The organism is Luteimonas soli, assembly GCF_042648865.1.
Classification (GTDB): domain Bacteria; phylum Pseudomonadota; class Gammaproteobacteria; order Xanthomonadales; family Xanthomonadaceae; genus Luteimonas; species Luteimonas soli.
In genome coordinates this window covers 54,109-80,345 of the sequence record NZ_JBHRYA010000009.1, presented here as the reverse complement: position 1 = coordinate 80,345, position 26,237 = coordinate 54,109, and the positions used below count along the sequence as shown (strand labels likewise).

Sequence of the window (26,237 nt, the reverse complement as noted above, 5' to 3'; positions counted from 1 at the left end):
CCGTCACGACGGCGAAGGGGAAAATGCCCGGATGATCGACTCCTCGCGCTACCCGCGCCTTTCGCGCATTGAAACCCCGGCCGACCTGCGCAAGTTCGACGAAGCCGAGCTGCCCGCCATCGCCGATGAACTGCGCGCCTACCTGATCGAATCGGTCGGCAAGTCCGGCGGCCACTTCGGCGCCGGCCTCGGCGTGATCGAGCTCACCGTCGCCCTGCACGCGCTGTACGACACGCCCGACGACCGCATCGTCTGGGACGTCGGCCACCAGACCTACCCGCACAAGATCCTCACCGGCCGCCGCGACGCGATCCACACCGTCAAGCACAAGGACGGCGTGGCGCCCTTCCCCAAGCGCGAGGAGAGCGAGTACGACACTTTCGGCGTCGGCCATTCGTCGACCTCGATCTCGGCCGCGCTTGGCATGGCGATCGCCAACGCGCGCGCCGGCAACGAGCGGCGCGTGGTCGCGGTGATCGGCGACGGCGCGATGACCGCGGGCATGGCCTTCGAGGCGCTCAACCACGCCGGCGGCATGGAGCCGGAACCGAACATCCTCGTCGTGCTCAACGACAACCGCATGTCGATCAGCGAGAACGTCGGCGGGCTGACCAAGATGCTCGGGCGCGCCACCGGCAGCCACACCCTCAACGCGCTGCGCGAGGGCGGCAAGAAGCTGCTCGGCGACAAGCGCAAGCCTGCGGCCAAGTTCGTGCGCCGCTGGGAAGAGCACTGGAAGGGCATGTTCGTGCCGTCCACCTTGTTCGAGGAGATGGGCTTCCACTACACCGGCCCGATCGACGGCCACGACGTCAAGGCCGTGGTCGCCGCGCTGAAGATGGTGAAGAAGCTCAAGGGCCCGCAGCTGCTGCACGTGATCACCACCAAGGGCAAGGGCTACGAGCTGGCCGAGGGCGACCAGATCGGTTACCACGCGGTGTCGCCGTTCGACCCGGAGCTGGGCGTGGTCAAGAAACCCGGCGCCGTGAAGAAGGCGACCTATACCGACGTGTTCGGCGACTGGCTGTGCGACATGGCTGCGGCCGATGACAAGCTGATGGGCATCACCCCGGCGATGCGCGAAGGTTCGGGCCTGGTGCGCTTCAGCAAGGAATACCCGGAGCGCTACTTCGACGTCGCCATCGCCGAGCAGCACGCGGTGACGCTCGCCGCGGGCATGGCCTGCGAAGGCGCGAAGCCGGTCGTCGCGATCTACTCCACGTTCCTGCAGCGCGGTTACGACCAGCTCGTGCACGACGTGGCGATCCAGGGCCTCGACGTGCTGTTCGCGATCGACCGCGGCGGCGTGGTCGGCCCCGACGGTGCGACGCACGCCGGCAACCTCGACCTGTCGTACCTGCGCTGCGTGCCGAACATGGTGGTGATGGCGCCGGCCGACGAGAACGAATGCCGGCAGATGCTGTCCACCGGCTTCCGCTTCCAGGGCCCGGCCGCGGTGCGCTACCCGCGCGGCAGCGGCCCCGGCGTCGCGGTGCAGACGGCGCTCGACACGCTGCCGATCGGCAAGGCGCAGCTGCGCCGCAGCGGCACGCGCATCGCGCTGCTGGCATTCGGCGCGATGGTGCCGGCGGCCGAACAGGTCGGAGAAGAGCTCGACCTCACCGTGGTCAACATGCGCTTCGTCAAGCCGCTCGACCGCGAACTCGTCCTTGAGCTTTCGCGCACGCACGGCGGCTTCGTCACGCTGGAAGACAACGTCGTCGCCGGCGGCGCCGGCAGCGGCGTGGCCGAACTGCTCGCCGCGGAAGGCATCGCCTTGCCGATCCTGCACCTCGGCCTGCCCGACGCTTTCCAGCACCACGCCAGCCGCGAGGACCTGCTGGCCGAAGCCGGCCTCGACGCCGCCGGCATCCGCGCCGCGCTGCTCAAGCGCTGGCCGGAGCTGGCCAAGCCGCCGCTGCAACCGGCGCGTACCGTCACCGGCTGAGCGCGGAGTTCCGCGCTGCCGATCGACGGCGATCGGGCCAGGGATTCCGTCAGGGCGCCTCGACTTCGTAGCCCTTGGCGCGCAGCCGTGCGATGTAGCCGGTGCCGGAGACGAGCTGGGTCATGGGCAGGGTCGCGAAGGTGACGGCGTTGTTCGCCAGCGCGTCCTCGGCGGCCTCCATCCAGGCGCTGTCCACGCGTTCGGGCAGGTCGTCCATGCCGAGGCGCCTGGCCAGGCCGGTCTCGGTGATGGCGTTCAGGCAGTCCACGTACTGGTTGTGGAAGGGCAGCGCCCGCAGGGCTTCGATGTCGCCCACCGCCCATGCGTTGGCGCGGGCGCGCATGTTGCCAAGGTCGGTCTCGATCCGCGACATCGTGCGCGAGAAGCACTCGGTGTCGGCCAGCGTGCTGGCGTTGAACTCCTTCAGCACGGACTTCGGATCCTCGATGGCCAGCCTGACCTCGGCCGGCACGACCGGCACGTCGGCGCGCCTGGCCGCCTTTTCGACCACCTTGCCCACGACGTTCTCGATGTCGAGCCCCGACTTGCGCATGGCCGCCTCGTAGAGCTCCTGCGCGGCCAGGATCGGCCGGCGTTTCTCCACCCCGCGGTCGCGGCCAATGTAGCGCGCCTTGAGTACCTGCCAGCGCGCATACAGTTCCGGCGACACCATCTCCCGCAGCTTCCGCTTGCCCGGGTTGTTGCGTGCCCGCAGCAGCGCCGGCACCAGCGCGAGGCCGCGGAAGAAGCCCACGTCCGAATGCACCGCCACCGATGGCGGCGCGATCACCGCCTGCGAGCGGGCGATGGTGTCCTCGACCTCGCGCGACATCCATTCCATGCGCCTGGGCAGCGGCGACAGCGTGCCGAGGATGTAGAGGTCGTGGCCATCCTTCGACACCCGCCACATGCGCGGCCCTGGCAGGGCGCCGGAGACGACGACGGCCTCCATGTCCACGATGTCGTCCAGAGTTGGTGCGGCGGCCGGCGATGTTTCCGGCGTTGCCTGCGCCTCGATCACTCGGGCCTGCGGCTCTTCGGCGGATTGCGCATGCGCCGGTAGTACGACCAGGCATGCCACCAGGGCAACGGTGCGACGACTTGAACGCATGGCGGCTCCCGGGACGCGAAAGCGCGGATTGTAGGAACACCCGCGAGCGGCGGTGTTCGCCAGGCGTTAAGGGTGTTCTTGATGTGCCGTCAAACGAAAACGGCGGCACGGTTTGCACCGTACCGCCGCTTGATTTGATGGTCGGGGTAGCCGGATTCGAACCGACGACCACTTGTCCCCCAGACAAGTGCGCTACCAGGCTGCGCTATACCCCGGAATGGCGTGGATTATACCGGCTTCGCGGGCTGCGCCGCGCCTGCCGGTTCAGCGGCGCAGCAGCTGGAGGATTTCCTCCAGTTCCATCCGCACCTGCTTGACGATCTGGCTGCTCAGCGCCGATTCCTGCTTGGCGCCCTCACCTTCCAGGCGCTGGCGGGCGCCGCCGATGGTGTAGCCCTGCTCGTACAGCAGGCCGCGGATCTGGCGCACCATCAGCACGTCGTGGCGCTGGTAATAGCGGCGGTTGCCGCGGCGCTTGACCGGGCTCAGGCTCGGGAATTCGGTCTCCCAGTAGCGCAGCACGTGCGGCTTGACGTCGCACAGCTCGCTGACTTCGCCGATGGTGAAGTAGCGCTTGGCCGGGATCGGCGGGAGTTCGCGGTTGCTGCCCGGGTCAAGCATGGGCGCCTCCGGCGTAGGCTTCCACGCGCTCCTTGAGCTTCTGGCCGGGGCGGAAGGTGACCACGGTGCGGGCGGAGATCGGGATCTCCTCGCCGGTCTTGGGGTTGCGGCCGGGGCGCTGGTTCTTGCGGCGCAGGTCGAAGTTGCCGAAGCCCGACAGCTTGACCTGGCGACCGGCCTGCAGGCCCTCGCGCAGGGCGTCGAAGAACGCGTCGACGAACTCCTTGGCCTCGCGCTTGTTCAGGCCGACTTCCTCGTACAGCCGCTCGGCCATTTCAGCCTTGGTCAACGCCATTCCCGTTCCCCTTCATCCTCTGATCCGCGCCGCGTGGGTGGATTCGAGTGCGGCCGTGACCGCGGCCACCACCGCATCCACTTCGCGGTCGGTCAGAGTGCGTGAATCCTCCTGCAGAATCAAGCCCATGGCGAGACTCTTGAAACCCGATTCGACCCCCTTGCCGACGTAGCGGTCGAACAGCTGCAGGTCGCGCAACGTCTCGCCCGCGGCGCTGCGAACGGTGTCGGCGAGCGCCTGCCAGGACACCTGCTCCGGGACGACGAACGCGAGATCGCGGCGGACGGACGGGAACTTCGACAGTGCCCTTGCGCGCGGCACGATGCGCTCTTGCAGCGGTGCGAGGTCGACTTCGAACGCGACCACCGGGTGGTCCAGGTCCAGCGCACGCTGCAGGCGTGGATGCAGCTGGCCGATCCAGCCAATCCGGACATCGTCGCGGAACACATCGGCGGAGCGTCCCGGGTGGCCCCATGCCGCCTGCGAGGGACGATATTCGAGCCGGGCGCCGGACAGCGCTGCGACGCTTTCGAGATCGCCCTTCAGGTCGTGGAAGTCGACGGCGCGCCCGGGCTCGCTCCACTGCGCGTCGGCGACATCGCCACTGGCCGCGGCGGCCAGCCGCAGCGTCTCCAGCGGTGCGGGGCGCGCTTCCGGTTCCCGGCTTTCAAACACCTTGCCGATCTCGAACAGTCGCACCCGCGCCTGCTGGCGCGCGGCGTTGCGGGCGAGCGCGTCGACCAGGCCCGGCAGCAGCCGGGTGCGCATCACGCCCAGCTCGGCGCTGAGCGGGTTGGCCAGCGGCACCGCGCCGGCCTGCGCCTGCCAGGCGTCGAGCAGGCGGGTGTCGACGAAGGCGTAGTTGATCGCTTCGAGGTAGTCGCGCGCGGCGAACTGGCGGCGCAGGTCCTGCTCCGGCACCCGGGTCTCGGTCGGCGCGGCCAGGCGCGTGCCGCCGCCGGGCAGCGTGGTCGGGATCGCGTCGTAGCCGTGGATGCGCGCGACTTCTTCGACCAGGTCTTCCTCGATCGCCAGGTCGAAGCGGCGCGTCGGCGCGGTGACGGTCCAGCCGTCGGCATTCGCTTCGACGCCCAGACCCAGCGCACGCAGGATGCGTTCGACTTCGGCGTCGGCGACCTCCAGCCCCAGCACGCGCGCCAGCCGGGCGCGGCGCAGCGGGATCGTCTTCGGCTGCGGCAGGTGTTCGGGCAGTACCGCCTCGGTCGTGGGGCCGGGCGTGCCGCCGGCGATGTCGATGACCAGGCGCGTGGCAACCTCGATCGCGGTACGCGGCAGTTCGGGATCGACGCCGCGTTCGAAGCGGTGGCTGGCGTCGGTGTGCAAGCCGAGCTTGCGACCACGGCCGATGATCGCCGACGGCGCGAAGTGGGCGGCTTCGAGGAACACGTTCTTCGTCGCGTCGGTGACGCGGGTGTCGAAGCCGCCCATGACGCCGGCCAGGGCGACGGCGCGGTCGGCGTCGGTGATGACCAGGAAGCCGGGATCGGCCACCACGTCGCGACCGTCGAGCAACTTCAGCGCCTCGCCCTCACGCGCGAGTCGCACGCCGACCGGGCCCTGCAGCAGGTCGCGGTCGAAGGCATGCATCGGCTGGCCGAGTTCGAGCATCACGTACTGGGTGATGTCGACCAGCAACGACACCGGGCGGATGCCGCTGCGGCGCAGGCGCTCGGCCATCCACGACGGCGTGGCGCGGCTGGCGTCGATGCCCTCGATCACGCGACCGACGTAGCGCGGCGCATCGGCACCCGCGTCCAACCGCACCTCGAGCGCGGCGTCGCCCTGTGCAGGCACCGGCGCGGCGTCGAAGGCGGCGACTTCACTGCCGCAGGCCGCGGCAACGTCGAAGGCAATCCCGCGCACGCTGAAGCAGTCGGCGCGGTTGGGCGTGAGCTTGAGCTCGATGCTGGCGTCGGGCAGGCCGAGGTAGTCGGCCAGCGGCGTACCGGGCTGCGCGTCGTCGGGCAGTTCGAGCAGGCCCGAGGCGTCCACGTCGATGCCCAGTTCCTTCGCCGAGCACAGCATGCCGTTGGACTCGACGCCGCGCAGCTTCGCGGCCTTGATGGTGAGGTCGCCGATCTTCGTGCCGATGGTGGCGAGCGGCGCCACCAGGCCGGCGCGCGCGTTGGGCGCGCCGCAGACGATCTGCAGCATTGCGCCGTCGCCGGCGTCGACCTGGCAGACCTGCAGGCGGTCGGCTTCGGGGTGCTTGTCCGCCGACACGATGCGCGCGACGACGACCCCGTCGAGCCCTTCGCCCAGCGGCGTCAGCTCCTCGACCTCCAGGCCGATCGCGGTCAGCGTCGCGGCGAGTTCATCGCGCGTGGCGTCGGTGGTGACGTGTTGGCGGAGCCAGTTTTCGGAGAATTTCATCTACTTCGAATCCCGAGTTGTTACTCCCTCCCCTTCAAGAGGAGGGTCGGGGGTGGGGATGGGTTTCAATCACGGACCCGAAACCCATCCCCACCCTAGCCCTCCCCTTGAAGGGGAGGGAACTTGATTACGCGAACTGTTTGAGGAACCGCACGTCGTTGTCGAAGAAGCTGCGCAGGTCGTCGACGCCGTAGCGCAGCATCGCCAGGCGTTCCACGCCCATGCCGAAGGCGAAGCCGGTGTAGCGCTCCGGGTCGATGCCGACGTTGCGCAGCACGTTCGGATGCACCATGCCGCAGCCGAGCACTTCCAGCCAGCGCGTCGAGCCGTCCGGCTGCTCCCAGGCGATGTCGACTTCGGCCGACGGTTCGGTGAACGGGAAGTAGCTCGGCCGGAAGCGCATCTCGAAGTCGCGCTCGAAGAACGTGCGCACGAACTCGGACAGCGTGCCCTTGAGGTCGGCGAAGCTAGCGTGCTCGTCGACCAGCAGGCCCTCGCACTGGTGGAACATCGGCGTGTGGGTCTGGTCGGAGTCGCTGCGGTAGACCTTGCCCAGCGCGACCATGCGCAGCGGCGGCTTGCCACCGGCGGCGAGCAGGTCCTGCATGTAGCGCACCTGCACACCCGAAGTGTGGGTGCGCAGCAGGCGGCCGTCGTCGAAGTAGAAGGTGTCGTGCATCGCCCGCGCCGGGTGGTGCGGCGGGAAGTTCAACGCCTCGAAGTTGTGCCAGTCGTCCTCGATCTCCGGGCCGTCGGACAGCTCGTAGCCCAGGCGCCCGAAGATGTCGGCGATGCGCTCGATCGTGCGGCTGACCGGGTGCAGGCCGCCGCGCGCGGCGTCGCGGCCGGGCAGCGTGACGTCGATGGTTTCGGTGGCCAGGCGCGCGTCGAGCGCGGCATCTTCGAGCTCGGCCTTGCGCGCCGAGAGCGCGGCACCGATCGCATCGCGCGCGCGGTTGATCGCCTCGCCCGCCGCCTTGCGCTGGTCGCCGGGCAGCGCGCCCAGCGACTTGAGCTGCGCGGTGATGCTGCCGCTCTTGCCGAGCAGCGCGACGCGCAGGGTTTCCAGCGCTTCGGGCGTGTCGGCCGCGGTGATGTCGGCGATGGCTTTACGGCTGAGTTGGTCGATGTCGCTCATCGAAACGGATTCCCCGGTACCACGTGGCGTCATTCCCGCGGACGCGGGGACCCAGCGACTTTAGCCCATGCAATCCAGGCGTCGTTCGGCAACGCGAAGCCACTGGGTTCCCGCTTGCGCGGGAATGACGGGAACGGACCCATCAAAACGAACATGGGGAAGGACTTGCGCCCTTCCCCATGCGTGTACTTGCACTGTCAGCGGAAGCCGCGATGGCGGCTTCCGCAGGGACAGGTTGTTACGCCGCGAGCGCGCCCTTTGCCTTCTCCGCCAGCGCGGTAAAGCCGGCCGCGTCGTGCACGGCGATGTCCGCCAGCACCTTGCGGTCGAGGGTGATGCCGGCCTTCATCAGGCCGTTCATGAAGCGGCTGTAGCTCAGGCCGTTGGCGCGCGACGCCGCGTTGATGCGGGTGATCCACAGCGAACGGAAATTGCGCTTCTTCTGCTTGCGGCCGATGTAGGCGTACTGCAGCGCCTTCGTGACCGCCTGCTTGGCGACGCGGAAGACCTTGCGGCGGGCGTGGTAGTAGCCCTTGGCCTGCTTGAGGACCTTCTTGTGCCGACGGCGGGCCGTCACACCACGTTTGACTCGTGCCATTGTTCAGCCCTCCTCAGAGATATGGAAGCATGCGATCGAGACGGCCTGCGTCCTCGGCACGAACGTGGTTCGTCTGCCGCAGGTTGCGCTTCCGCTTGGTCGCTTTCTTGGTGAGGATGTGGCTGCGGTTGGCGTGGCCTGCCTTGTACTTGCCGGAAGCAGTCTTCCGGAAGCGCTTGGCCGCGCCCCGATGCGTCTTGATCTTGGGCATTGCGTTGTCCTTGAGGGTTTTCTTCTACTGGCCCGGGCGGTGGCGATGGCACGCTGGGTGCCGCCACGCTTTCCATCCTGCCCCTGCCGGCTTGTAAGTCCTTGATCCAGAAAGGATCCGGACGGGTCCTGTTGTCGCACACACAGCCCGGCGAAAACCGGGCCGCACATTATGCCGGGTCCGGGATTGCCTTGCAAATCATTTGGTTAGGGTAAGAGCCCCTCACCCTTTGCCCTCTCCCGCTTCGCAGGAGAGGGGAACGGTACGTATCGCCAGCCTGCGGCTGGCGATTATTTCTTTTTTGGGGCGATCATCATGACCATCTGCCGGCCTTCCAGGCGCGGGCGCGATTCGATCACGATGTCTTCGCCGAGGTCGGCCTCGATCCGCGCGGCCATCTGGCGGCCGAGTTCCTGGTGGCTCATCTCGCGGCCGCGGAAGCGGATGTTGACCTTGAGCTTGTCGCCCACTTCCAGGAACTCGCGCATCTTGCGCAGCTTGATCTGGTAGTCGCCTTCATCGGTGACCGGGCGGAACTTGATCTCCTTGATCTCGACCTGCTTGGTCTTCTTCTTGGCCTCGTTGGCCTTCTTCTGCTGGTCGAAGCGGAACTTGCCGAAATCCATGATCTTGCAGACCGGCGGATCGGCATTGGGTTGGATCTCGACCAGGTCGAGCCCGGCCTCTTCGGCCATTTCCAGCGCTTCCTCGCGCGAAAGCACGCCGACCATTTCACCGTCCGCGTCGATCACGCGCACTCGCGGGACGCGGATATCCTGGTTGCGGCGGTTTTGCTTGTTGTCGATGCTGATACGTGGATCTCCAAGGAAAGTCGTACCGGGGAGCATGCGCCCCCGGGCCTGCCGGCGCATGACGGGAGCCATGCACCGGGTACCACCATTACGCTGCTGCGTGCCCGTCAGCCAGGCGCGCGGCAAAGTCTGCGACGGACATCGTCCCCAGATCTTCCCCTGACCGCGTGCGCACGGCGACGGCCCCGTTTTCCTTTTCGCGGTCCCCCACCACGAGCAGGTACGGCACGCGCTGCAGCGTATGCTCGCGAATCTTATAGCCGATTTTCTCGTTCCGCAAATCCCCGGCGACCCGGAAGCCTTGATTTGCAAGGGTTTTCCGGACCTCCCCGACCCAGTCGGCCTGGGCATCGGTGATATTCATCACCACCGCCTGCACCGGGGCCAGCCAGGTGGGCAGGCTGCCGGCGTAATGCTCGATCAGGATGCCGATGAAACGCTCCATCGAGCCCACGATGGCGCGGTGCAGCATGACCGGGTGGCGCTTCTGGCTGTGCTCGTCCACGTACTCGGCCCCAAGGCGCCCGGGCATCATGAAATCAACCTGCATCGTGCCCAGCTGCCAGGTGCGGCCGATGGCGTCGCGCAGGTGGTATTCGATCTTGGGGCCGTAGAAGGCGCCCTCGCCCGGCAGTTCGGTCCACTCCACCCCTGCCGCGCGTAGCGCCGCGCGCAGGGCGTCCTCCGCCTTGTCCCAGGTGGCGTCGTCGCCCAGCCGCGGCTCGGGGCGGAGGGCCAGCTTGACCTGCACGTCCTCGAAGCCGAAATCGGCGTAGACCTGCATCGCCTGGACGTGGAACGCCGTGACCTCGGACTCGATCTGGTCCTCGGTGCAGAACACGTGGCCGTCGTCCTGGGTGAAGCCGCGCACGCGCAGGATGCCGTGCAGCGCGCCCGAGGGTTCGTTACGGTGGCAGGAACCGAACTCGCCGTAGCGGATCGGCAGGTCGCGGTAGCTGTGCAGGCCCTGGTTGAACACCTGGACGTGGCCGGGGCAGTTCATCGGCTTCACCGCGTAGGTCCGCTTCTCGGACTCGGTGAAGAACATGTTGTCCTTGTAGTTGTCCCAGTGGCCGGACTTCTTCCACAGCTCGACGTCGAGGATCTGCGGGCAGCGGACCTCGCCGTAGCCGGTGTCGCGGTAGACGCGGCGCATGTACTGCTCGACCACCTGCCAGATGCTCCAGCCCTTCGGGTGCCAGAACACCAGCCCCGGCGCTTCTTCCTGCAGGTGGAACAGGTCCTGGGCCTTGCCGATGCGGCGGTGGTCGCGCTTCTCGGCTTCCTCGATGCGCTGGATGTAGGCCGCCAGCTGTTTCTTGTCCGCCCACGCGGTGCCGTAGATGCGCTGCAGCTGCTCGTTCTTCGAATCGCCGCGCCAGTATGCACCGGAAATGCGGGTCAGCTTGAAGGCCTTGAGGAAGCGCGTGTTCGGCACGTGCGGGCCGCGGCACATGTCGACGTATTCCTGGTGGTGGTACAGGCCCATCTGGGTGACGTCGTCGTCCATGTCCGCGATCAGGCGCAGCTTGTAGTCCTCGCCGCGGGCCTTGAACGTCTCGATGACTTCGGCGCGCGGGGTCATCTTCTTGACCACGTCGTATTCGGTGCCGATCAACTCGGCCATGCGCTGTTCGATCGCGACCAGGTCCTCCGGCGTGAACGGGCGCTCGTGCCAGATGTCGTAGTAGAAGCCTTCGTCGATCACCGGGCCGATCACCATCTTCGCGTCCGGGTACAGCTGCTTGACCGCGTGCCCGACCAGGTGCGCGGCGGAGTGGCGGATGATCTCGACGCCCTCCTCGTCCTTCGGCGTGATGATCTGCAGCGCGGCATCGCGGTCGATGACGTCGCTGGCGTCGACCAGGCGGCCGTCGACCTTGCCGGCCACGGTGGCCTTGGCCAGGCCCGGGCCGATCGACTGGGCGACGTCCATGACGGACACGGGGTGGTCGAATTCGCGGCGGCTGCCGTCTGGGAGGGTGATGTTGATCATGGGACTCGAGGTGTTCGTGTGTGGGTGCGGGGTCAAACCGCGGACGTTGCCTTGCCCGTGCAGGCAATTCGTCCGCGCAACAAAAAAGGCGCCCCGCGGGCGCCTTTCGGTGGCCTCGGGACGGGTTTCAGCGGTGGGCGGTGGTAGTCCCCATGTCGCACGCTCGGCCGGCGTTTCCGCGGGCCACCTCGTCATTCCCGCCGCGGCCCGGTGCCGCAGCGCAACACGGCCAAACTAGGGGCGGGACGGGGCGAAGTCAATGGCCGGCGGCCCTGCCTCCGGGTCCACCGGCGAGCACCGTCGAAGTTCGGCCGGTGCGGCGTCAGTCCTGGTCCGTCGCCCGGTAGTCCAGCGGTGGCGCGGCCCGCTCCAGCAGCGGCCGGTAGCTGAAGTCCGCGCCGCGGCGGCGCTCGAATTCCTCGCGCGCGCCGCGCACCAGCGCCGGGTCTTCGTACAGTCGCGTCGCGGCCAGCGCCAGCGCCCGGGCTGCGACTTCCGCGCCCGCGGCGCCGATCGCGTGCCCCGACGCCGCCACCGCCTGCCAGCTGTGCGCGGCAGTGCCCGGCACCCAGGTCGCGGTACCGATCCCGGCGGTCGGCGCCGCCCAGCTGACGTCGCCGACGTCGGTCGAGGCGAACGACTGGCCATCGGCGCTGTAGCGGCCGATCTCCGCGGCCTTTGCCAGCGGTGGTGGAGAGGCCAGGGTTTCCTGCAGCGCGGTCGCGAAGCGGGTGTCATCGGCGCCGTAACCGACGCCGCCAACCGCGCGCAGGCTGGCGTCGAGTACCCGCCCCAGCGTGTCGTTCGGCAGCACGCTGAACACGCCGCCGCTCTGTTCGAAAGCCACGCGGGTGCCGGTCCCCTGCGCGGCGCCCTCGGCGGCCGCCTGCAATCGCGCGAACACGTCGCGTACCACCTCCGGCTCCGGGTGGCGCACGTAGTAGTAGACCGCGGCGCTGTCGGGAACCACGTTCGGCGCGTCGCCGCCGTCGGTGATCACGTAGTGGATGCGGGTCTGCTGCGGGACGTGCTCGCGCATCATGTTGGCCATGAAGTCGAGCGCCTCCACGCCGTCCAGCGCAGAGCGGCCGCGCTCGGGCGCGATCGCAGCGTGCGAGGCGACGCCGGTGAAGTGGAACGTGCCACTGATGTTGGCCAGCGTCCGCGCCTGCGCCGCGCTGTTGCCGTCGCCGGGATGCCAGTGCAGCACCACGTCGACGTCGTCGAATGCACCGGCGCGCACCAGGTAGACCTTGCCGGAGCCGCCCTCCTCCGCGGGCGTGCCATAGACACGGACCTCGCCGTCGCGGTCGGTCTCGCGCAGCCACTGCGCGATCGCGCGCGCCGCGGCGACGCTGCCGGCGCCGAACAGATTGTGGCCGCAGGCCTGGCCGGCATCCTGGCCGGCGATCGGCGCGCGCCGTGGCACCGCGGCCTGCGACATCCCCGGCAGCGCGTCCATCTCCGCGAGCAGCGCGATCACCGGCCCCTTGCCGTTTCCGGCGCTGGCCACGAATGCGGTCGGCATGCCGGCAATGCCGGCGCGCACCTCGAAGCCGGCCTCCGCCAGTTCGTCCTGCAGCAACCTGCTCGAATGCGTTTCCAGGTAGCCGAGCTCCGGTTGCTCCCAGAGCGCGTGCGCCACTTCCGCCATGCGCGGCGCGTAGGCATCGATCGAAGCGCGCAACACCTCCCGAGCCGCATCCCCGTCCGAGGGCGCGGCGTGCGCCACCGGGACCGCGGCGATGCAGGCTGCAGCGACCAGGGTTGCAACGCCGGAGCGGATCGCGGGCATCATGCGCATGCGCCGGCGCGTGTCACATCTGCACCCGCCACTCGGCGTACAGGAAGCGGCCACGCGGATCGTGGACGCTCTCGTAGAAGCCGCGGTTCTCGTCGGCGAACGGCGGGTCTTCGTCGAGCAGGTTGTTGACGCCCAGGCGCAGGTAGTTCTGGACGCCGCCATCGGCATTGCCGAGACGGATGCCGACGAAGGCGTTGAAGGTCAGCCAGCTGTCGACGCGGTACATGTTCCCGTTCTCGTCCCACGGCGCACTGGTGTCGTAGAAGCCGCTGATGTAGTTGCCGCGCAGGCCGGCATCCATCTGCCGCCCCTTCCAGTACACGCTGGCGACGCCGCGGCCCTTGGGCAGGCCGTTCATTTCGAGGTCCGAAATCGCCGGTGAATCAGCGTCGCGCTGCTGCTCGAATGTGTTCATGCGCGCATAGGCCGCCTTGAAGCTGAAATCGCCGAAGCGCGTGTCGGGTAGCTTGTAGGCCATGCCGAAGTCGATGCCCGACACCTTGCGCCGCGCGATGTTGATATAGGTATCGCGCACGTAGTCCACCGCGCCGACCGCCTCGCGCTGGTCGTCGGGATGGGTCGCGTTCCATTGCGCGAACGCTGCCTCGTCGGCGGGTGTGACCGGCAGCCGCACCACGTCGGGATTGAAGCCCTGTCCACTGGTGCGCAGCCGGAAGTCGAGCTCCAGCTGCTGCTCCTGGCCGTAGGTATCGATCACGTCGTCCTGCTTGATCTCGAAGTAGTCGGCGCTGAGCGAGAAGCCCTTCAGGAACGTCGGCTGGAAAACGAAACCGAAGCTGTGCTGCTTCGCCTCCTCCGGGCCGAGGTTGGCGTTGCCGCCGCGCACCACCTGCCGCGTCTCGTCGCCGAGGTCGGCCGGAGTGCCGGTCACGTCGACGCGGTACGGATCGGGTACGCCGCCGCTGCGCCGCGACACCTCGCCGACGAACACCTGCGCCAGCGTCGGTGCGCGGAAGCCCTCGTTGTAGGAGCCGCGCAGCAGCAGCGACGACACCGGCGACCATGCCAGCGCCACCTTGGGCTTGGTGGCCGTGCCGAAGTCGCTGTAGTGCTCGCTGCGCACCGCCAGCGACAGGTCCAGGCGCTGGAAGCCGGTGATCGCATTGTCCTTGCTGAAGAGCGGCACCGAGACTTCCGCGAACGCCGAGGTGACGTTGCGGCTGCCGCGGGAATCGCTGGTCTGGCTGAGCGCGATCACGTCGTTGCCGTTGGAGAACCCGTCGCGGCGGTCGGAAAAGGTCTCGCGCCGGTACTCGAGGCCGACCGCGGCCTGCACCGGGCCGCCGGAGATCTCGAACAGGTCGCCGGTGGCCTTGGCGTCGACGATACCCAGCGAGGTTTCGCCGGTGCGCCAGTTGTCGATGCGCACCGCGTCGAGCACCGCCTCGCTGTTCGCACCCGGGCCGCCGAACGGGTTGAAGGCGTCGGGCGTGTCCAGCGCCAGCTGCTGGCGCAGCCGGCTTTCGCTGATCATGTTGTGCGCCAGGTCCGTGGTCTTGCCCTCGCCGTACTGCACGGCGCTCTCCCACTGCCAGCTGTCGGCGAAGAAGCCGCGCACGCCGCCGAGCACCTGCCACGCGCGCGAGGTGACGTCCGCGCTGCGCAGCCCCAGTTCGACCGGACGGTAGTTGTTGATCAGCACGTCCGACGGTGCCTGGTCCGGATTCGCGGTGCCAGGGCCGTAGAAGCGCGTGCCGAACGGGTTGTAGTAGTTGCTGGCCGGCACGTAGATGTCGTTGTCGGAATTGGCCGAGATCGGCGAGGCGGCATTGGCGATCACGGACTCGGCGCGGTAGTAGAACGCCTGCGCGAACGCCTCCATGTCGTTGTCGAAGATATGGTTGAAGGCGCCGAAGGCCTGGTAGCGGGTGGTTTCCGGCAGCAGCACGTACTCGGGGGTGAAGTCGTAGCGCAGGTCGCGCGGCAGGCTGCCGCCCCCGACCCCGACTCCCCCGTCGCCGGGCTCGGTATGGAAGCGCCCGAAGCCGCCGGGCGTGAACGAGCCGTCCGGATTCGCCGTGCCGGTGGTGAAGTTGCCGTAGGGGCCGCTGATCGAACGGTTGTCCCAGCGCGTGTCGCTGCTGCCTGCACGCTCGCGCAGGTCGCCGGTCTGGGTGAAATCCTTCGAACTGGCATCCAGCGCATCGCGGTGGTAGTAACCGACGAAACCCATCACGTTGCTGCGCGAATCGTTGAAGTTCTTGCCGCCGAGGAACGTGGCCGAAGTCTCGTCCATGCTGCCGTCATCGGCGGCGCCGTAGCGGATCGTGGCCTCGGCGCCGTCGTAATCCTTGCGCAGGATGGTGTTGACCACGCCGGCCACCGCGTCGGAGCCGTACAGCGCCGATGCGCCGTCGCGCAGCACTTCGATGCGCTGCACCGCGCCGAGCGGGATCTGGTTGATGTTCGACGACAGCCGCGGCACCGCACCGGCGGAGATCGGATGCGGCGCGATGCGGCGGCCGTTGAGCAGCACCAGGGTGTTGCCCGAACCGATGCCGCGCAGGTTGACCGAGGCCGCGTCGCCGCGCGCGTCGTTGGGGCCGGTCGAAGTCTCGCTGTTGTCGAAGCCGCCCGACTGCGGCAGCTGGCCGAGCATGTCGGACACCGTCGACGCGCCGCTGAGGTCGATCTCCTCCTGGCCGAGCGTGGTCACCGGCAGCGCGGTCTCGGTGTCGATGCGGCGGATGAAGCTGCCGGTGACGGTGACCGTATCGAGGTTGCGGACGTCGGCGTCTTCGGTCGTCGTCTCCGCCGGAGGCGATGACTGCGGCTGCGGTTGCGGCGACGCCACCTGCGCCACGGCGCCGGTCGAGGCGATCCGGTTGTCGCGCGGAATGGCGGTGTTGAGGGTGATGGTGTAGCCGTCGGCCTCGGCCACCCGTAGGCCGGTATCGGCCAGCAGCAGGCGCAATGCCGCGCGCGCGTCCATCGTCCCCTTCACCGCCGGCGTGCGCAGGCCGCGCAGTTGCTCGCCCGGGGCCACGATCTGCACACCGGCCTGGCGGGCGTATTCGGGAAGCGCAGCCACGGCGTCGGCGGCCGGGATGTCGAATGCGCGCTGCTGCGCGCCGGCCACGGAAGCCAGCGTCAACGCCGTTCCCGCCAGCGCCAACGTGATGGCCTGTCTCAACGCGTGTACTCGTGGCTGCATGGTCCTGTCTCCCGTGAGGCGATGTCGATCGAAGGAATTGCCGGCAACCGTTCCCGGGCGGCGTCCGGATCCGGCTGACTGCCGGGTGTCGTCCTGGTTCATTGCGGCGGTGCCCGGCGCAGGCGGATCCCGCCGGGTGCCCGTTCGGCCTGCAGGCCCATGCTCAGCGCAACGGCACGCGCGAAGCCTTCCGGGTCGGTCGCCGAGTACAGGCCGACGACCCGCTTCTGCGCCACCAGCGGGTCGTCGATGATGATGCGCAGCTCGCTGTAGCGCGCGAACTGGGCCGCAGCCTCTTCCAGCGTGGCGCCGGAAAACGACAGCATCCCCGCGCGCCATGCGAGGCGCCGTTCCACGTCGGGCACGCGCAGCGGCTGCACCTCGATCTTCCGGCTCGGTGCCGCCGTTGCCAGCGTGTTGGCCGCCAACCGCACCGGCTGCCAGCGCGGCCGCGTGCTGTCGGCCAGTTCGACCACGCCTTCGCGCACCAGCACCTGCACGTCGCGTCCGGAAACGCGATTGACGGTGAAGCTGGTGCCGACCGCGGTGACCCGGGTGCTGTCGGCCTCGACCACGAATGGCCGGCTGCTGTCCTTGGCGACGTCGAACAGCGCCTCGCCTCGCAGCAGGCGCACGCGGCGGATGCCCTCGTCGAAGTCGACTTCGATTTCGGAATTCGAATTCAGGGTCACCGCCGAACCGTCGCGCAACGGCACGCGCAGGATTTCTCCGGTATCGGTGGCGTGGTGTCCGGCACCCAGCAGTTGCAGGGTCGCCACGACGCACAGGCAGGCGGCCATGCCGGCGGCCCAGAGCAGTCGACGCCGCGGGCGCCGCGCGGCGGGCGCGCCGGCGACCGGCCCGGACTGGACCCCCAGCGCCCGGGCACGGTCGAAATGCACGAACACCGCGCGGGCGCGCGCATACGCACCCAGGTGGCGGCGATCCCCGTCCAGCCACGCCTGCAGTTCGGCCTGCTCCGGCTCCGCCAGCGGAGCGCGGTCCTCGCGCGCGACCCAGCCGGCCGCGATGGCGTCAATGTTCGTCCGGTCTTGTCTGGACATGGTCCTTCCATCCCTTTTCGTTCGCGTCCGCCGAGGCCATCGCCGCGGTGTCCGCCTCGCGGGCCAGCGACCGCATCAGCAGCCGCAGCCCCTTGCCAACGTGTTTTTCGACGGTGTTCTCGCTGATCCGCATGCGCCCGGCGATCTCGCGCTGCGACAGGCCCTGCACCTTGCGCAGCACGAAAGCCTCGCGGCACTTGGCCGGAAGCGCGGCGATCAGCGCACCGATGCGGCGCAGCTCCTGGCTAGCCATCGCGTGCCGGTCCGGCGAACGCTCGTCATGGTCGATGTCCAGGCGGTCGATTTCCGCCACCGCTTCGATCGCGACGATGCGCGAGCGCCGCACGTGCTGGAGCACCACCGAGCGCGCGGTGGCGAAAAAATACGCGCGCGGTTCGCGGACGTGGCCAACGTCGGGTAGTTCGACCAGCACCGCATAGGCCTCCTGCACCACGTCGTCGACCTCCAGCCCCGTGCCCAGCCGCCGCGACAGCCAGGCGCGCAGCGCGGGCTCGTGCGGCAACACCTGCGTGGCCAGCCAGCGGGCGCGTTCGTCGGGGCAGGCGGCGTTCGTCACGGCGCTCCCGCAGGTCCGGTGGGAGGCGTCGCGTCCAGCAGAATCCGCATCACGCTGTCGGCGGCGAAGGTCGCCAGTTCGTGCAACTGTTCGCTGCCGGTCTTGTCGCCGACCTCGTAGGTCACCGTCGGCGCGCGGTACTGCCGGAACGCCCAGTTCTTGAACACCGCGCTGTTGCCCGACGGGCTCGCCGATTCGCGGATGCGGCCGGGATAGCGCTGCTGCATGTCGTCGATCCAGCGCCGCAGCACGCCTCCCGGCCTGCGCGACGGCGCTTCCTCGACGGTGTAGAACACGTCGCTCCAGGTGGAGTGGAAATCGATCGCGAAGGCCAGCCGGCGTCCTTTGTCGTCGAGTTCACGCTCGAGCAGGTCACGCACCGCGCGGGTTTCGGACTGGGTGAACGGCCCCCAGTCGCGATTGAGGTCCTGGCCGTTGATGTTGCCGCGCCAGTTGCCCTCGACCACGCCGTCGGGATTGAGCAGCGGCACGACGATGACCAGCGTCCGCTCGCGGAAGTCGCGCGCCAGCGGCGAGTCGGCGGCGAGTTCGTCCACGAAACCCATCAACGCCTGGGTGCCGGTGGTTTCCGGCGGGTGCTGCCGGCCAAGCACCAGCAGCACTTCGCGCGCGTCGGGGTTGCCCAGCGCCAGCATGTGCAGCGGACGATCCCGTTCCGACTCGCCGATCACGCTGCGGCGTGCGACGCCGCGTTCAACCAGCGCATTGCCCCAATCCGCGAACGCCCCGATCCCGATCGGCGGCTGCGCGAACACGTGCAGCGGCTGCGGGCCTGCATCCACCGTGAGCGCGGTGCCCTGCTCGCCTTCGGCGAACTGCTCCGGCGTGGCCGCATGCCAGCGTTTGCCGTCGCGGCTGAGCTTGGGCCAGTAGCGTGCCTTGCCGTCCCGGTAGCGGAACTCGATGCGCAGCGGCCGTTCGGCTTCGGCCGAGACCGTGAATCCGTACCAGGGGCTGGGGTTGATCGGCACGATCTCCGGCGCGATGGTCACCGCGTAATCGCCGGCGCCCAGGCGCCGCACGTCGTTGAGGCGCGCGCTTTCGAGACGATTGCTGAAAGTCACGCCGTCGGCGGCGAAGTGCCAGTCGCGGCGTTGCTGGACATGCGCGGTCGCGGTCGCAGCTTCCGACGGCGTCGCGGGCGCAGGCGCGCGGGTCGCCTCCGGCACCGTGCTGCAGGCCGCCAGCACGGCCGCAAACGGTAGCGCCAGCAGCAGGCGGCGCCATTCGATCCTTCCGGCCCTCTGTTTCCCCATCTGCATCAAGTGTTCCCAGGCGCGGCTGCAGGCCGCCCGTTACACACATGATGCATGGGCGTCATTCTTCCGCCATTCCAGGACATCGGGTCCCCGCATTCGCGGGGATGACGGCGACGATTCGAGGGGCGCGACACGGGCCGCAATCCGCTCCACTCCCATGGCAGCCTCGGGCGGGCGCATGCCGGGGCCGGAGGCGATGGCCGCCGGCGCAGAAAGGCGTTGTCGCGCAGCCGGGCAATAAATTAGAATGATTCTCATCCGCGAGGCTCCTCGCCGACGCAACCAGGGCGCCCGGCCCCGTCCCGGCGCCTTTCTTTCGCGCCTGCGATGCGCCCCGCACGTCCTTCCCCATTGCACGAGCCCCCGATGTCACGCGATCCGCGAACCACCCGCCGCCTTCCCGCAGCGCGCCGCCTGCCGATGCTGGCGCTGCCTGTCGCCCTCCTCGCCTGCGCGTCCCCGGCCCTGGCCGCGGATGCCGACGCGGCCGACGCCACCACGCTCGACACCATCCAGGTCACCGCGCCGATCGCGAAGAACACCGGCACCGCGACCAAGACCGATACCCCGCTGGTGGAAGTGCCGCAGTCGATCTCGATCATCACCGCGCGCGACCTGCAGGACCGCGGCCTGCACGCCGTCGACGAGGCGATGTGGTACGTCGCCGGCGCCCAGGGCGGCGTGTACGGCATGGACACCCGCAGCGAATGGCTGCTGGTGCGCGGCTTCCAGCCGGCGCGCTACCTCGACGGCCTGGCGCTGCCGACCGGCACGTGGAGCGGCCAGACCCGCATCGAGCCCTACGGCATGGAGCGGATCGAGGTGCTCAAGGGCCCGGCGTCGGTCAACTACGGCGCGATGCCGCCTGGTGGCCTGCTCAACTACGTCACCAAGCGCCCGCGCGCCGACATGCCCAACGAGGTCGAGGTGCAGTTCGGCAGCGACGCCCTGAAGCAGGCCGCGTTCGACATCGGCGGCGCGCTCAACGAAAGCGGCAGCGTGCTGTACCGTCTGACCGGCCTGGCACGCAACAGCGACAACTTCGTCGACTACATCCACGACGACCGCTACTACTTCGCCCCGGCCCTGACCTGGAAACCGGACGAGGCCAACGAACTGACCGTGCTGGCACGCTGGCAGAAGGCCGATACCAAGAACGGCGCCGGCTTCCTGCCGTCGGTGGGCACGCTGCTGCCGAATCCCAACGGCCAGATCCCGCCCAGCCTCTACACCGGCGAACCGAACACCAACGACTACGTCAAGACCGTGGCCTCGATCGGCTACGACTTCCGCCACGATTTCGGGGGTGGCACGGTGTTCCGGCAGAACGTCCGCTTCGAGGATTCGAAGGTGGACCCGACGGTGATGGTGGTGCCCTGGGGCTACCTCGGCGACCAGCGCACGCTGTATCGCTACCTGTGGTCGATCAGGGAGGACGCGAAGACCTTCGGCATCGACAACAACCTGCAGTGGCGCTTTGGCGATCGCGTCGAGCACACGGTGCTTGCCGGCCTGGACTACCGGCGCCTGGAAAGCGACTACGGCTACGGCTTCGACTTCTCCGCGACCGGGCTGGACGCCTTCGACCCGGTCTACGGCACGATGCCGGACGCGGCGCCGTCGTTCACCGGCACCACCTTGCAGGAGACGGGCCAGGTCGGCCTGTACGTGCAGGACCAGATCAGGGCCGGCAACTGGCTGGTGACCGTCGGCGGCCGCCAGGACTGGGTCGGCACCGAGACCAACGGCCAACACCAGAGCGATGACCGGTTCTCCGGCCGCGTCGGCGTCACCTACCTGTTCGACAACGGCTTCGCGCCGTATGCCAGCTGGGGGCAGTCGTTCGAGGTGGTCAGCGGCACCGAAGCGCCCGAACGCGGCGGCAAGGCATTCGAGCCGAGCACCGGCGAGCAGGTCGAGGTCGGCGTCAAGTACCAGCCGGCCAGCAGCGACATGCTGCTCACCCTGGCCACCTACAGGATCGCGCAGAACAACGTCAACGTCATCGATCCCGACTACACCTCGTATTCGATCCAGCAGGGCCAGTACGAATCGCGCGGCGTCGAACTCGAGGGGCGCTGGAACATCGCGCGCAACTTCAGCGTTTACGGTGCCTATGCCTACGTCGACTCGGAAGTGACCAGGACCAGTGCCGCCGCGCTGGATACGCTGGGCAAGCAGATCCCGCTGCAGCCGAAGCAGTCGGCGTCGCTTGGCGGCGACTACACCATCACCAGCGGCGCGCTGGCTGGGCTGGGCTTCGGCGCGGGCGTGCGCTACGTCGGCGAGCATTTCGGCGACGTGGCCAACCAGTGGCAAGCGCCGTCGCACACCCTGTTCGACGCCTCCGCCCACTACGACTTCGGCAACTGGCGCCTGCAGCTGAACGTACAGAACCTGACCGACAAGGAATACGTCAGCACCTGCAACTCGGCGGACTGGTGCTATTACGGTTACCCGCGCAGGGTGACCGCGACGGCACGCTTCCAATGGTGAGCATGTCCGTCACGGCCGTGCGTGCGGCCCGGCGGGAGTCGACGTGACGATCGCCGGTGCGATCGCGGCGCTGCTGTCGGCTTTCGCGCTTTACGCGGGTTCGGGGCATTGCCGCTGGCGGTTGCCGCCGGCGCTGCGCCGGTACGGCAAGATCGCCGGTCTCGTGCTGATGCTGGTGTCGCTTGCCGCATGGATCTCCGCGCTCGGCGTCGGCGCCGGGCTGTGCGCGATGCTCGGCTGCTGGATGCTGGCGATGGTGGGGCTGCCGTGGCTGGCCATGCTCGGCACGGAGCCGACGCGATGATGTGGAGCCGCGCAGGCGCCGGCCTCGTGGCCGGGTTCTTCCTGGCCGCCGCGCTGGTCGGGCTGGTGGGCTGGGCGCTGCCAGGGCCATGGCAATCGACGATCGTGCCGGGACTGGTGGCGTTCTTCCCGCTGTGGATCGGCGCAGCCGGTGCCGCGTTTGCGTTCTCCGGCGGACGCCGCGCCTGGGGCTGGCTGGGCGGCCTGGCGCTGGCCGGCTTCGCCTTGCTGTGGGCGCTGCGCGCGCTCGAGTGGGTGCGATGAGATGAAGCTCAGATCCGCGACGCTGCGCACCTTCACCACTGTGCATACCTGGACCGGCCTGGTCGCCGGGTTCGCCTTGTTCGTCGCCTTCTACGCCGGCGCGATCACCGTGTTCCACCACGACCTGCCGGCGTGGCAGTCGCGCGCGGTAGCCGAACAATCGATGCAGCCGCTGGACGAAACGCAGCAGCTGCTCGACGGCGTGCTGCAACGCCATCCCGAGGCGCGCGTGCACATGGGTATGCTGTTCCCCGGACCGGAATGGCCGCAGTCTTCCGCCTACTGGCAGGACGCGTCCGGCACCTGGCTGTACGCCACCATCGACGACCTCGACGGCAACCCGAAACCGCCTCAGGCAGGCCTGCCGGAGCTGCTCAACGAGCTGCACTACTCGCTCGGCCTGCCGGTCGTCGGTACCTGGCTGATGGGCCTGGTCAGCCTGCTCTACGGACTGGCGCTGGTGTCGGGCGTGGTGATCCACCTGCCGAAGCTGCTGCAGAACCTGTTCGCGCTGCGGCCGGGGCGCAACCTCAAGCAGTTCTGGCAGGACGCGCACAACGTCATCGGCGTGCTCAGCCTGCCGATGCACGTGATGTTCGCCATCACCGGCGCGCTGCTGTGCCTGCTGTTCGTGCTGATGACCGCGCTCAACCCGCTGGTGTACGACGGCAAGCTGATGGCGGCCGTACCCGCGGCGATGGATACCGCGCCGGTGCGTGCCGCGGCCGGCGTCGAGACGCCGGCCGGCTCGCTGGCGATGTGGCGTGAGCGTTCGATCGAGGCCGCGCGCGCACAGGGCATCGACGATTTCGAGCCGTCCTACCTCAAGCTGGCAAACGCCGGCGACCGCAATGCGGTGGTCGAAGTCACCGGCGAATCGTCGCGCTCGCTCGGCCCGCTCGGCTCCGTGGCACTCGACGCCAACACCGGCGAGGTGCTCGCCACGCAGCTGCCAGGCCGGCGCGACGCCAACCACGCCACGCTGGCTGCGACCTATGCGCTGCACTTCGGCGAGTACGGCAATGCGCTGGTGCCGTGGCTGTACTTCGTGCTCGGCGTCGGCGGTGCGTTCCTGTTCTATTCGGGCAACCTGCTGTGGATCGAGTCGCGCCGCAAGCGTCGCCAGCAGGCGCAGGGCCGCGCGCAGGTGAACATGGCGCGCGCCACGGTGGGGATCTGCATCGGGTTCTGCGTGGCGGTGTCGGCGGCGTTCGTCGCCGCGCAGGCGTTCGAGGCGCTAGCCCCGGCGCACGTGGATGCCGGCATTCGCTGGACCTGCTTCGTGGCCTGGGCCACGTGCGCGGCGTGGGCGGCGGTGCGCACGCCAGCGCGCGCGGCGCGCGAGCTGCTGTGGCTGGCGGCGGCCGTGACGTTCGCGATTCCCGTCGCACATGGTTTGGCCACCGGCATGTGGCCGTGGACCAGCGCCGTGGCCGGGCACTGGGGGCCGTTCTGGGTGGACGCGGTGGCACTGGCGATGGCCTTCGCCTTCGCCCGCCTGGCCCGCGCCAGCGCCCGCCGCGCGCGCGAAGGCGAGCCAAACAGCGTGTGGGCCGACCCGCTCCCCGCGCCGTAGGTCGGGGCTACGCCCCCGACGGCTTTTCGCGTCGAACCCGGCAACGTCCGCGACATCCGGAGTAGAAGCCGTCGGGGGCGTAGCCCCGACCTACCGGGCTTCTCCGTCGGCTCGCCGTGGTGGAATCTTCGTTCGGCTCTCGAAAACGCGAAACCCCCGCCGGAGCGAGGGTTTCGGGTCACCGAAGGTGGTGGGCGGTACAGGGTTCGAACCTGTGACCCCTACCATGTCAAGGTAGTGCTCTACCGCTGAGCTAACCGCCCGAAGGGCCGTGAATTCTAGCCTGCGGCCCCGCGGTGCACAAGCAGGAATCCCGCCGCAGGTCGGGGCTGCGCCCCCGACGAACGCACCTTCGAAACCACCGCATTGCCAGCGCGACGCCGATCAAGAGCCGCCGGGGCGTAACCCCGACCTGCGCCTCTCCCCCGGGGTTTCGCGGAGGCCCCGGACGGGGCGGCGCCCATCACCCCACCAGGGCCGCGTCCTTGAGCCGCCGGATCTGGTCGCGCACGCGGGCGGCGTCCTCGAACTCCAGGTCGCGGGCGTGCTGGTACATCTGCTGCTCGAGCACCTTCAGCTTCGCCACGGCCTGGGCCGGGTCCAGCTTGGCGTAGTCCTCGCCCTCCTCGGCCACGCGGCGCTGTCCGCCGCGGCCCTTCTTCTCCAGCGCCGGCTCGGGGCGCGCGCCTTCCATGATGTCGACGATGTTCTTGCGCACCGACTGCGGCGTGATCCCGTGCTCGGCGTTGTACTCGACCTGCTTCACGCGGCGGCGGTCGGTCTCGTCGATCGCGCGCTGCATCGAATCGGTGATCCGGTCCGCGTACAGGATCGCCTTGCCGCGCAGGTTGCGCGCGGCGCGGCCGATGGTCTGGATCAGCGAGCCGGTCGAACGCAGGAAGCCTTCCTTGTCGGCGTCGAGGATCGCCACCAGCGACACCTCGGGCATGTCCAGCCCCTCGCGCAGCAGGTTGATGCCGACCAGCACGTCGAACTTGCCCAGGCGCAGGTCGCGGATGATCTCCACGCGCTCGACCGTGTCGATGTCCGAGTGCAGGTAGCGCACGCGCACGTCGTGCTCGCCGAGGTATTCGGTGAGGTTCTCGGCCATGCGCTTGGTCAGCGTGGTGACCAGCACGCGGTCGCCCATGGCCACCCGATCGTGGATCTCGCCGAGCAGATCGTCGACCTGGGTCGCGACCGGGCGGATCTCCACCTCGGGATCGACCAGGCCGGTCGGCCGCACGACGAGTTCGACGACCTGGTCGCCGGACTTTTCCTTCTCGTACTTGCCCGGCGTCGCCGAGACGAAGATCGCGCGCGGCGAACGCCCCTCCCACTCCTCGAAGCGCAGCGGCCGGTTGTCCAGCGCCGACGGCAGGCGGAAGCCGAATTCCACCAGCGTTTCCTTGCGCGAACGATCGCCCTTGTACATCGCGCCGATCTGCGGAACGGTCACGTGCGACTCGTCGACCACCAGCAGCGCGTCGGGCGGCAGATAGTCGAACAGGCACGGCGGCGCTTCGCCGGGCATGCGCCCCGTGAGGTGCCGCGAGTAGTTCTCGATGCCGTTGCAGTAGCCAACCTCGGCCATCATCTCCAGGTCGAACTGCGTACGCTGCGCCAGCCGCTGCGCCTCGACCAGCTTGTTCTGCGCGTAGAACTGCTCCAGCCGCTGCGGCAGCTCCTCCTTGATCGCGTTGATCGCGTCGAGCACCGTGCGGCGCGTGGTGACGTAGTGCGACTTGGGGTAGATCGTGTAGCGCGGCAGCGTGCGCAGGGTCTCGCCGGTGAGCGGGTCGAACAGCGTCAGCTTCTCGATCTCGCCGTCGAACAGTTCCATCCGCAGCGCCTCGGAATCCGACTCGGCCGGGTGCACGTCGATCACCTCGCCACGCACCCGGTAGGTGCCGCGGCGCAGCTCGGTATCGTTGCGGGTGTACTGCATCTCGGTCAGGCGGCGGATCAGCTCGCGCTGGTCGATGCGCTCGCCGCGCACCATGTGCAGCACCATCTTGAAGTACTCGTTCGGGTCGCCGAGGCCGTAGATCGCAGACACCGTGCAGACGATGATCGCGTCGCGCCGCTCCAGCAGCGCCTTGGTCGCCGACAGGCGCATCTGCTCGATGTGCTCGTTGATCGAACTGTCCTTGTCGATGAACGTGTCCGACGACGGGATGTACGCCTCGGGCTGGTAGTAGTCGTAATAGCTGACGAAATACTCCACCGCGTTGTGCGGGAAGAACGCCTTGAACTCGCCGTACAGCTGCGCTGCCAGGGTCTTGTTCGGCGCCATCACCAGGGTCGGTTTCTGCACCGCCTGGATCACATTGGCGATGGTGTAGGTCTTGCCCGAGCCGGTGACGCCGAGCAGCGTCTGCTTCGCCAGCCCGCTCTCGAACCCGTCGACCAGCTTCGCGATCGCCTGCGGCTGGTCGCCGGCGGGCTTGAAGGGGGCGACGAGCTGGAAATCTGCGGGGTGGACGGTGTCGTTCATGGAGTGGGCGCGGGGGGCGGATCGTTCAGTCTATCGAACCGTGAAGATGGGGTCGGGACAGCGCCGGACAACCGTGG

Annotated in this window: 20 protein-coding genes and 2 tRNA genes; 5 read left to right on the top strand and 17 right to left on the bottom strand. The window is 68.7% G+C overall.

All coding sequences use genetic code 11. The features are described 5' to 3' along the window. Positions 1 to 31 precede the first annotated feature (31 nt). Positions 32 to 1,948: a 1-deoxy-D-xylulose-5-phosphate synthase gene (gene dxs / locus ACFONC_RS13165; protein WP_386744811.1), complete on the top strand. Its 1,917-nt coding sequence runs from the start codon at positions 32 to 34 to the stop codon at positions 1,946 to 1,948. Positions 1,949 to 1,997: 49 nt separating this feature from the next. On the opposite strand, the gene ACFONC_RS13160 is transcribed toward dxs, so the two are convergent. The 15 genes from ACFONC_RS13160 to ACFONC_RS13090 form a co-directional block, all read right to left on the bottom strand. Further along, a complete protein-coding gene (locus tag ACFONC_RS13160; RefSeq protein WP_386744809.1) occupies positions 1,998 to 3,059 on the bottom strand; it encodes a TraB/GumN family protein in 1,062 nt (353 codons plus the stop codon). Positions 3,060 to 3,197: 138 nt separating this feature from the next. Further along, positions 3,198 to 3,274 (bottom strand) — tRNA-Pro (locus tag ACFONC_RS13155). Positions 3,275 to 3,323: 49 nt separating this feature from the next. Next, positions 3,324 to 3,680, bottom strand: a complete 357-nt coding sequence (locus ACFONC_RS13150) for a MerR family transcriptional regulator (protein ID WP_386744808.1) — start codon at positions 3,678 to 3,680, stop codon at positions 3,324 to 3,326. Beyond that, positions 3,673 to 3,975 (bottom strand): integration host factor subunit alpha, encoded by a 303-nt coding sequence (locus tag ACFONC_RS13145; protein ID WP_027080542.1) that lies wholly within the window; start codon positions 3,973 to 3,975, stop codon positions 3,673 to 3,675. The genes ACFONC_RS13150 and ACFONC_RS13145 overlap by 8 nt, the downstream gene beginning before the upstream one ends. Positions 3,976 to 3,987: 12 nt before the next feature. Beyond that, entirely contained in the window at positions 3,988 to 6,369 is a 2,382-nt protein-coding gene (gene pheT / locus ACFONC_RS13140) for a phenylalanine--tRNA ligase subunit beta (RefSeq protein WP_386744806.1), read from the bottom strand. 127 nt (positions 6,370 to 6,496) lie between these two features. Continuing rightward, positions 6,497 to 7,507 carry a phenylalanine--tRNA ligase subunit alpha gene (gene pheS, locus ACFONC_RS13135; RefSeq protein ID WP_386744805.1) on the bottom strand — a complete coding sequence of 337 codons (1,011 nt, stop codon included), beginning with the start codon at positions 7,505 to 7,507 and terminating at the stop codon, positions 6,497 to 6,499. A gap of 238 nt (positions 7,508 to 7,745) precedes the next feature. Beyond that, entirely contained in the window at positions 7,746 to 8,105 is a 360-nt protein-coding gene (gene rplT, locus ACFONC_RS13130; protein WP_386744803.1) for a 50S ribosomal protein L20, read from the bottom strand. A gap of 13 nt (positions 8,106 to 8,118) precedes the next feature. Further along, positions 8,119 to 8,316, bottom strand: a complete 198-nt coding sequence (gene rpmI / locus ACFONC_RS13125; RefSeq protein ID WP_024889803.1) for a 50S ribosomal protein L35 — start codon at positions 8,314 to 8,316, stop codon at positions 8,119 to 8,121. A gap of 290 nt (positions 8,317 to 8,606) precedes the next feature. After that, positions 8,607 to 9,164 (bottom strand): translation initiation factor IF-3, encoded by a 558-nt coding sequence (infC, locus tag ACFONC_RS13120; RefSeq protein ID WP_386744802.1) that lies wholly within the window; start codon positions 9,162 to 9,164, stop codon positions 8,607 to 8,609. Between the two features lie 52 nt (positions 9,165 to 9,216). Further along, a complete protein-coding gene (gene thrS, locus ACFONC_RS13115) occupies positions 9,217 to 11,124 on the bottom strand; it encodes a threonine--tRNA ligase (RefSeq protein ID WP_386744801.1) in 1,908 nt (635 codons plus the stop codon). Between the two features lie 322 nt (positions 11,125 to 11,446). Continuing rightward, positions 11,447 to 12,928, bottom strand: coding sequence for an amidohydrolase (locus ACFONC_RS13110; RefSeq protein ID WP_386744799.1), 1,482 nt, complete (start codon positions 12,926 to 12,928; stop codon positions 11,447 to 11,449). A gap of 13 nt (positions 12,929 to 12,941) precedes the next feature. Continuing rightward, positions 12,942 to 16,103, bottom strand: a complete 3,162-nt coding sequence (locus ACFONC_RS13105) for a TonB-dependent receptor plug domain-containing protein (protein WP_386744797.1) — start codon at positions 16,101 to 16,103, stop codon at positions 12,942 to 12,944. Between the two features lie 98 nt (positions 16,104 to 16,201). Beyond that, entirely contained in the window at positions 16,202 to 17,167 is a 966-nt protein-coding gene (locus tag ACFONC_RS13100) for a FecR family protein (RefSeq protein ID WP_386744795.1), read from the bottom strand. Then, positions 17,139 to 17,744 (bottom strand): RNA polymerase sigma factor, encoded by a 606-nt coding sequence (locus ACFONC_RS13095; protein ID WP_386744793.1) that lies wholly within the window; start codon positions 17,742 to 17,744, stop codon positions 17,139 to 17,141. Before ACFONC_RS13095 ends, ACFONC_RS13100 begins: the two co-directional genes overlap by 29 nt. Beyond that, on the bottom strand, positions 17,741 to 19,027 hold the full coding sequence (locus tag ACFONC_RS13090; RefSeq protein WP_386744791.1) for a M14 family zinc carboxypeptidase: 1,287 nt from the start codon (positions 19,025 to 19,027) through the stop codon (positions 17,741 to 17,743). The genes ACFONC_RS13095 and ACFONC_RS13090 overlap by 4 nt, the downstream gene beginning before the upstream one ends. 363 nt (positions 19,028 to 19,390) lie before the next feature. Here ACFONC_RS13090 and ACFONC_RS13085 point away from each other — a divergent pair, with 363 nt between their 5' ends. From ACFONC_RS13085 to ACFONC_RS13070, 4 genes are read left to right on the top strand one after another with little or no spacing between them, the layout of a single operon-like run. After that, the gene (locus ACFONC_RS13085) at positions 19,391 to 21,520 is read left to right on the top strand and encodes a TonB-dependent siderophore receptor (RefSeq protein WP_386744790.1); all 2,130 of its coding nucleotides are present in this window, start codon (positions 19,391 to 19,393) and stop codon (positions 21,518 to 21,520) included. A 43-nt stretch (positions 21,521 to 21,563) separates the two neighbouring features. Further along, entirely contained in the window at positions 21,564 to 21,824 is a 261-nt protein-coding gene (locus ACFONC_RS13080; protein ID WP_386744789.1) for a hypothetical protein, read from the top strand. Continuing rightward, positions 21,821 to 22,087 carry a hypothetical protein gene (locus ACFONC_RS13075; RefSeq protein ID WP_386744788.1) on the top strand — a complete coding sequence of 89 codons (267 nt, stop codon included), beginning with the start codon at positions 21,821 to 21,823 and terminating at the stop codon, positions 22,085 to 22,087. Before ACFONC_RS13080 ends, ACFONC_RS13075 begins: the two co-directional genes overlap by 4 nt. A 1-nt stretch (position 22,088) precedes the next feature. Then, complete coding sequence (locus ACFONC_RS13070) at positions 22,089 to 23,663, top strand: PepSY-associated TM helix domain-containing protein (protein WP_386744786.1); 1,575 nt, start codon at positions 22,089 to 22,091, stop codon at positions 23,661 to 23,663. 188 nt (positions 23,664 to 23,851) lie between these two features. Here the strand turns inward: ACFONC_RS13070 and ACFONC_RS13065 are convergent. Next, positions 23,852 to 23,926: transfer RNA gene (locus ACFONC_RS13065), tRNA-Val, on the bottom strand. Positions 23,927 to 24,126: 200 nt separating this feature from the next. Further along, a complete protein-coding gene (gene uvrB, locus ACFONC_RS13060) occupies positions 24,127 to 26,160 on the bottom strand; it encodes an excinuclease ABC subunit UvrB (protein WP_386744784.1) in 2,034 nt (677 codons plus the stop codon). Positions 26,161 to 26,237 lie beyond the last annotated feature (77 nt).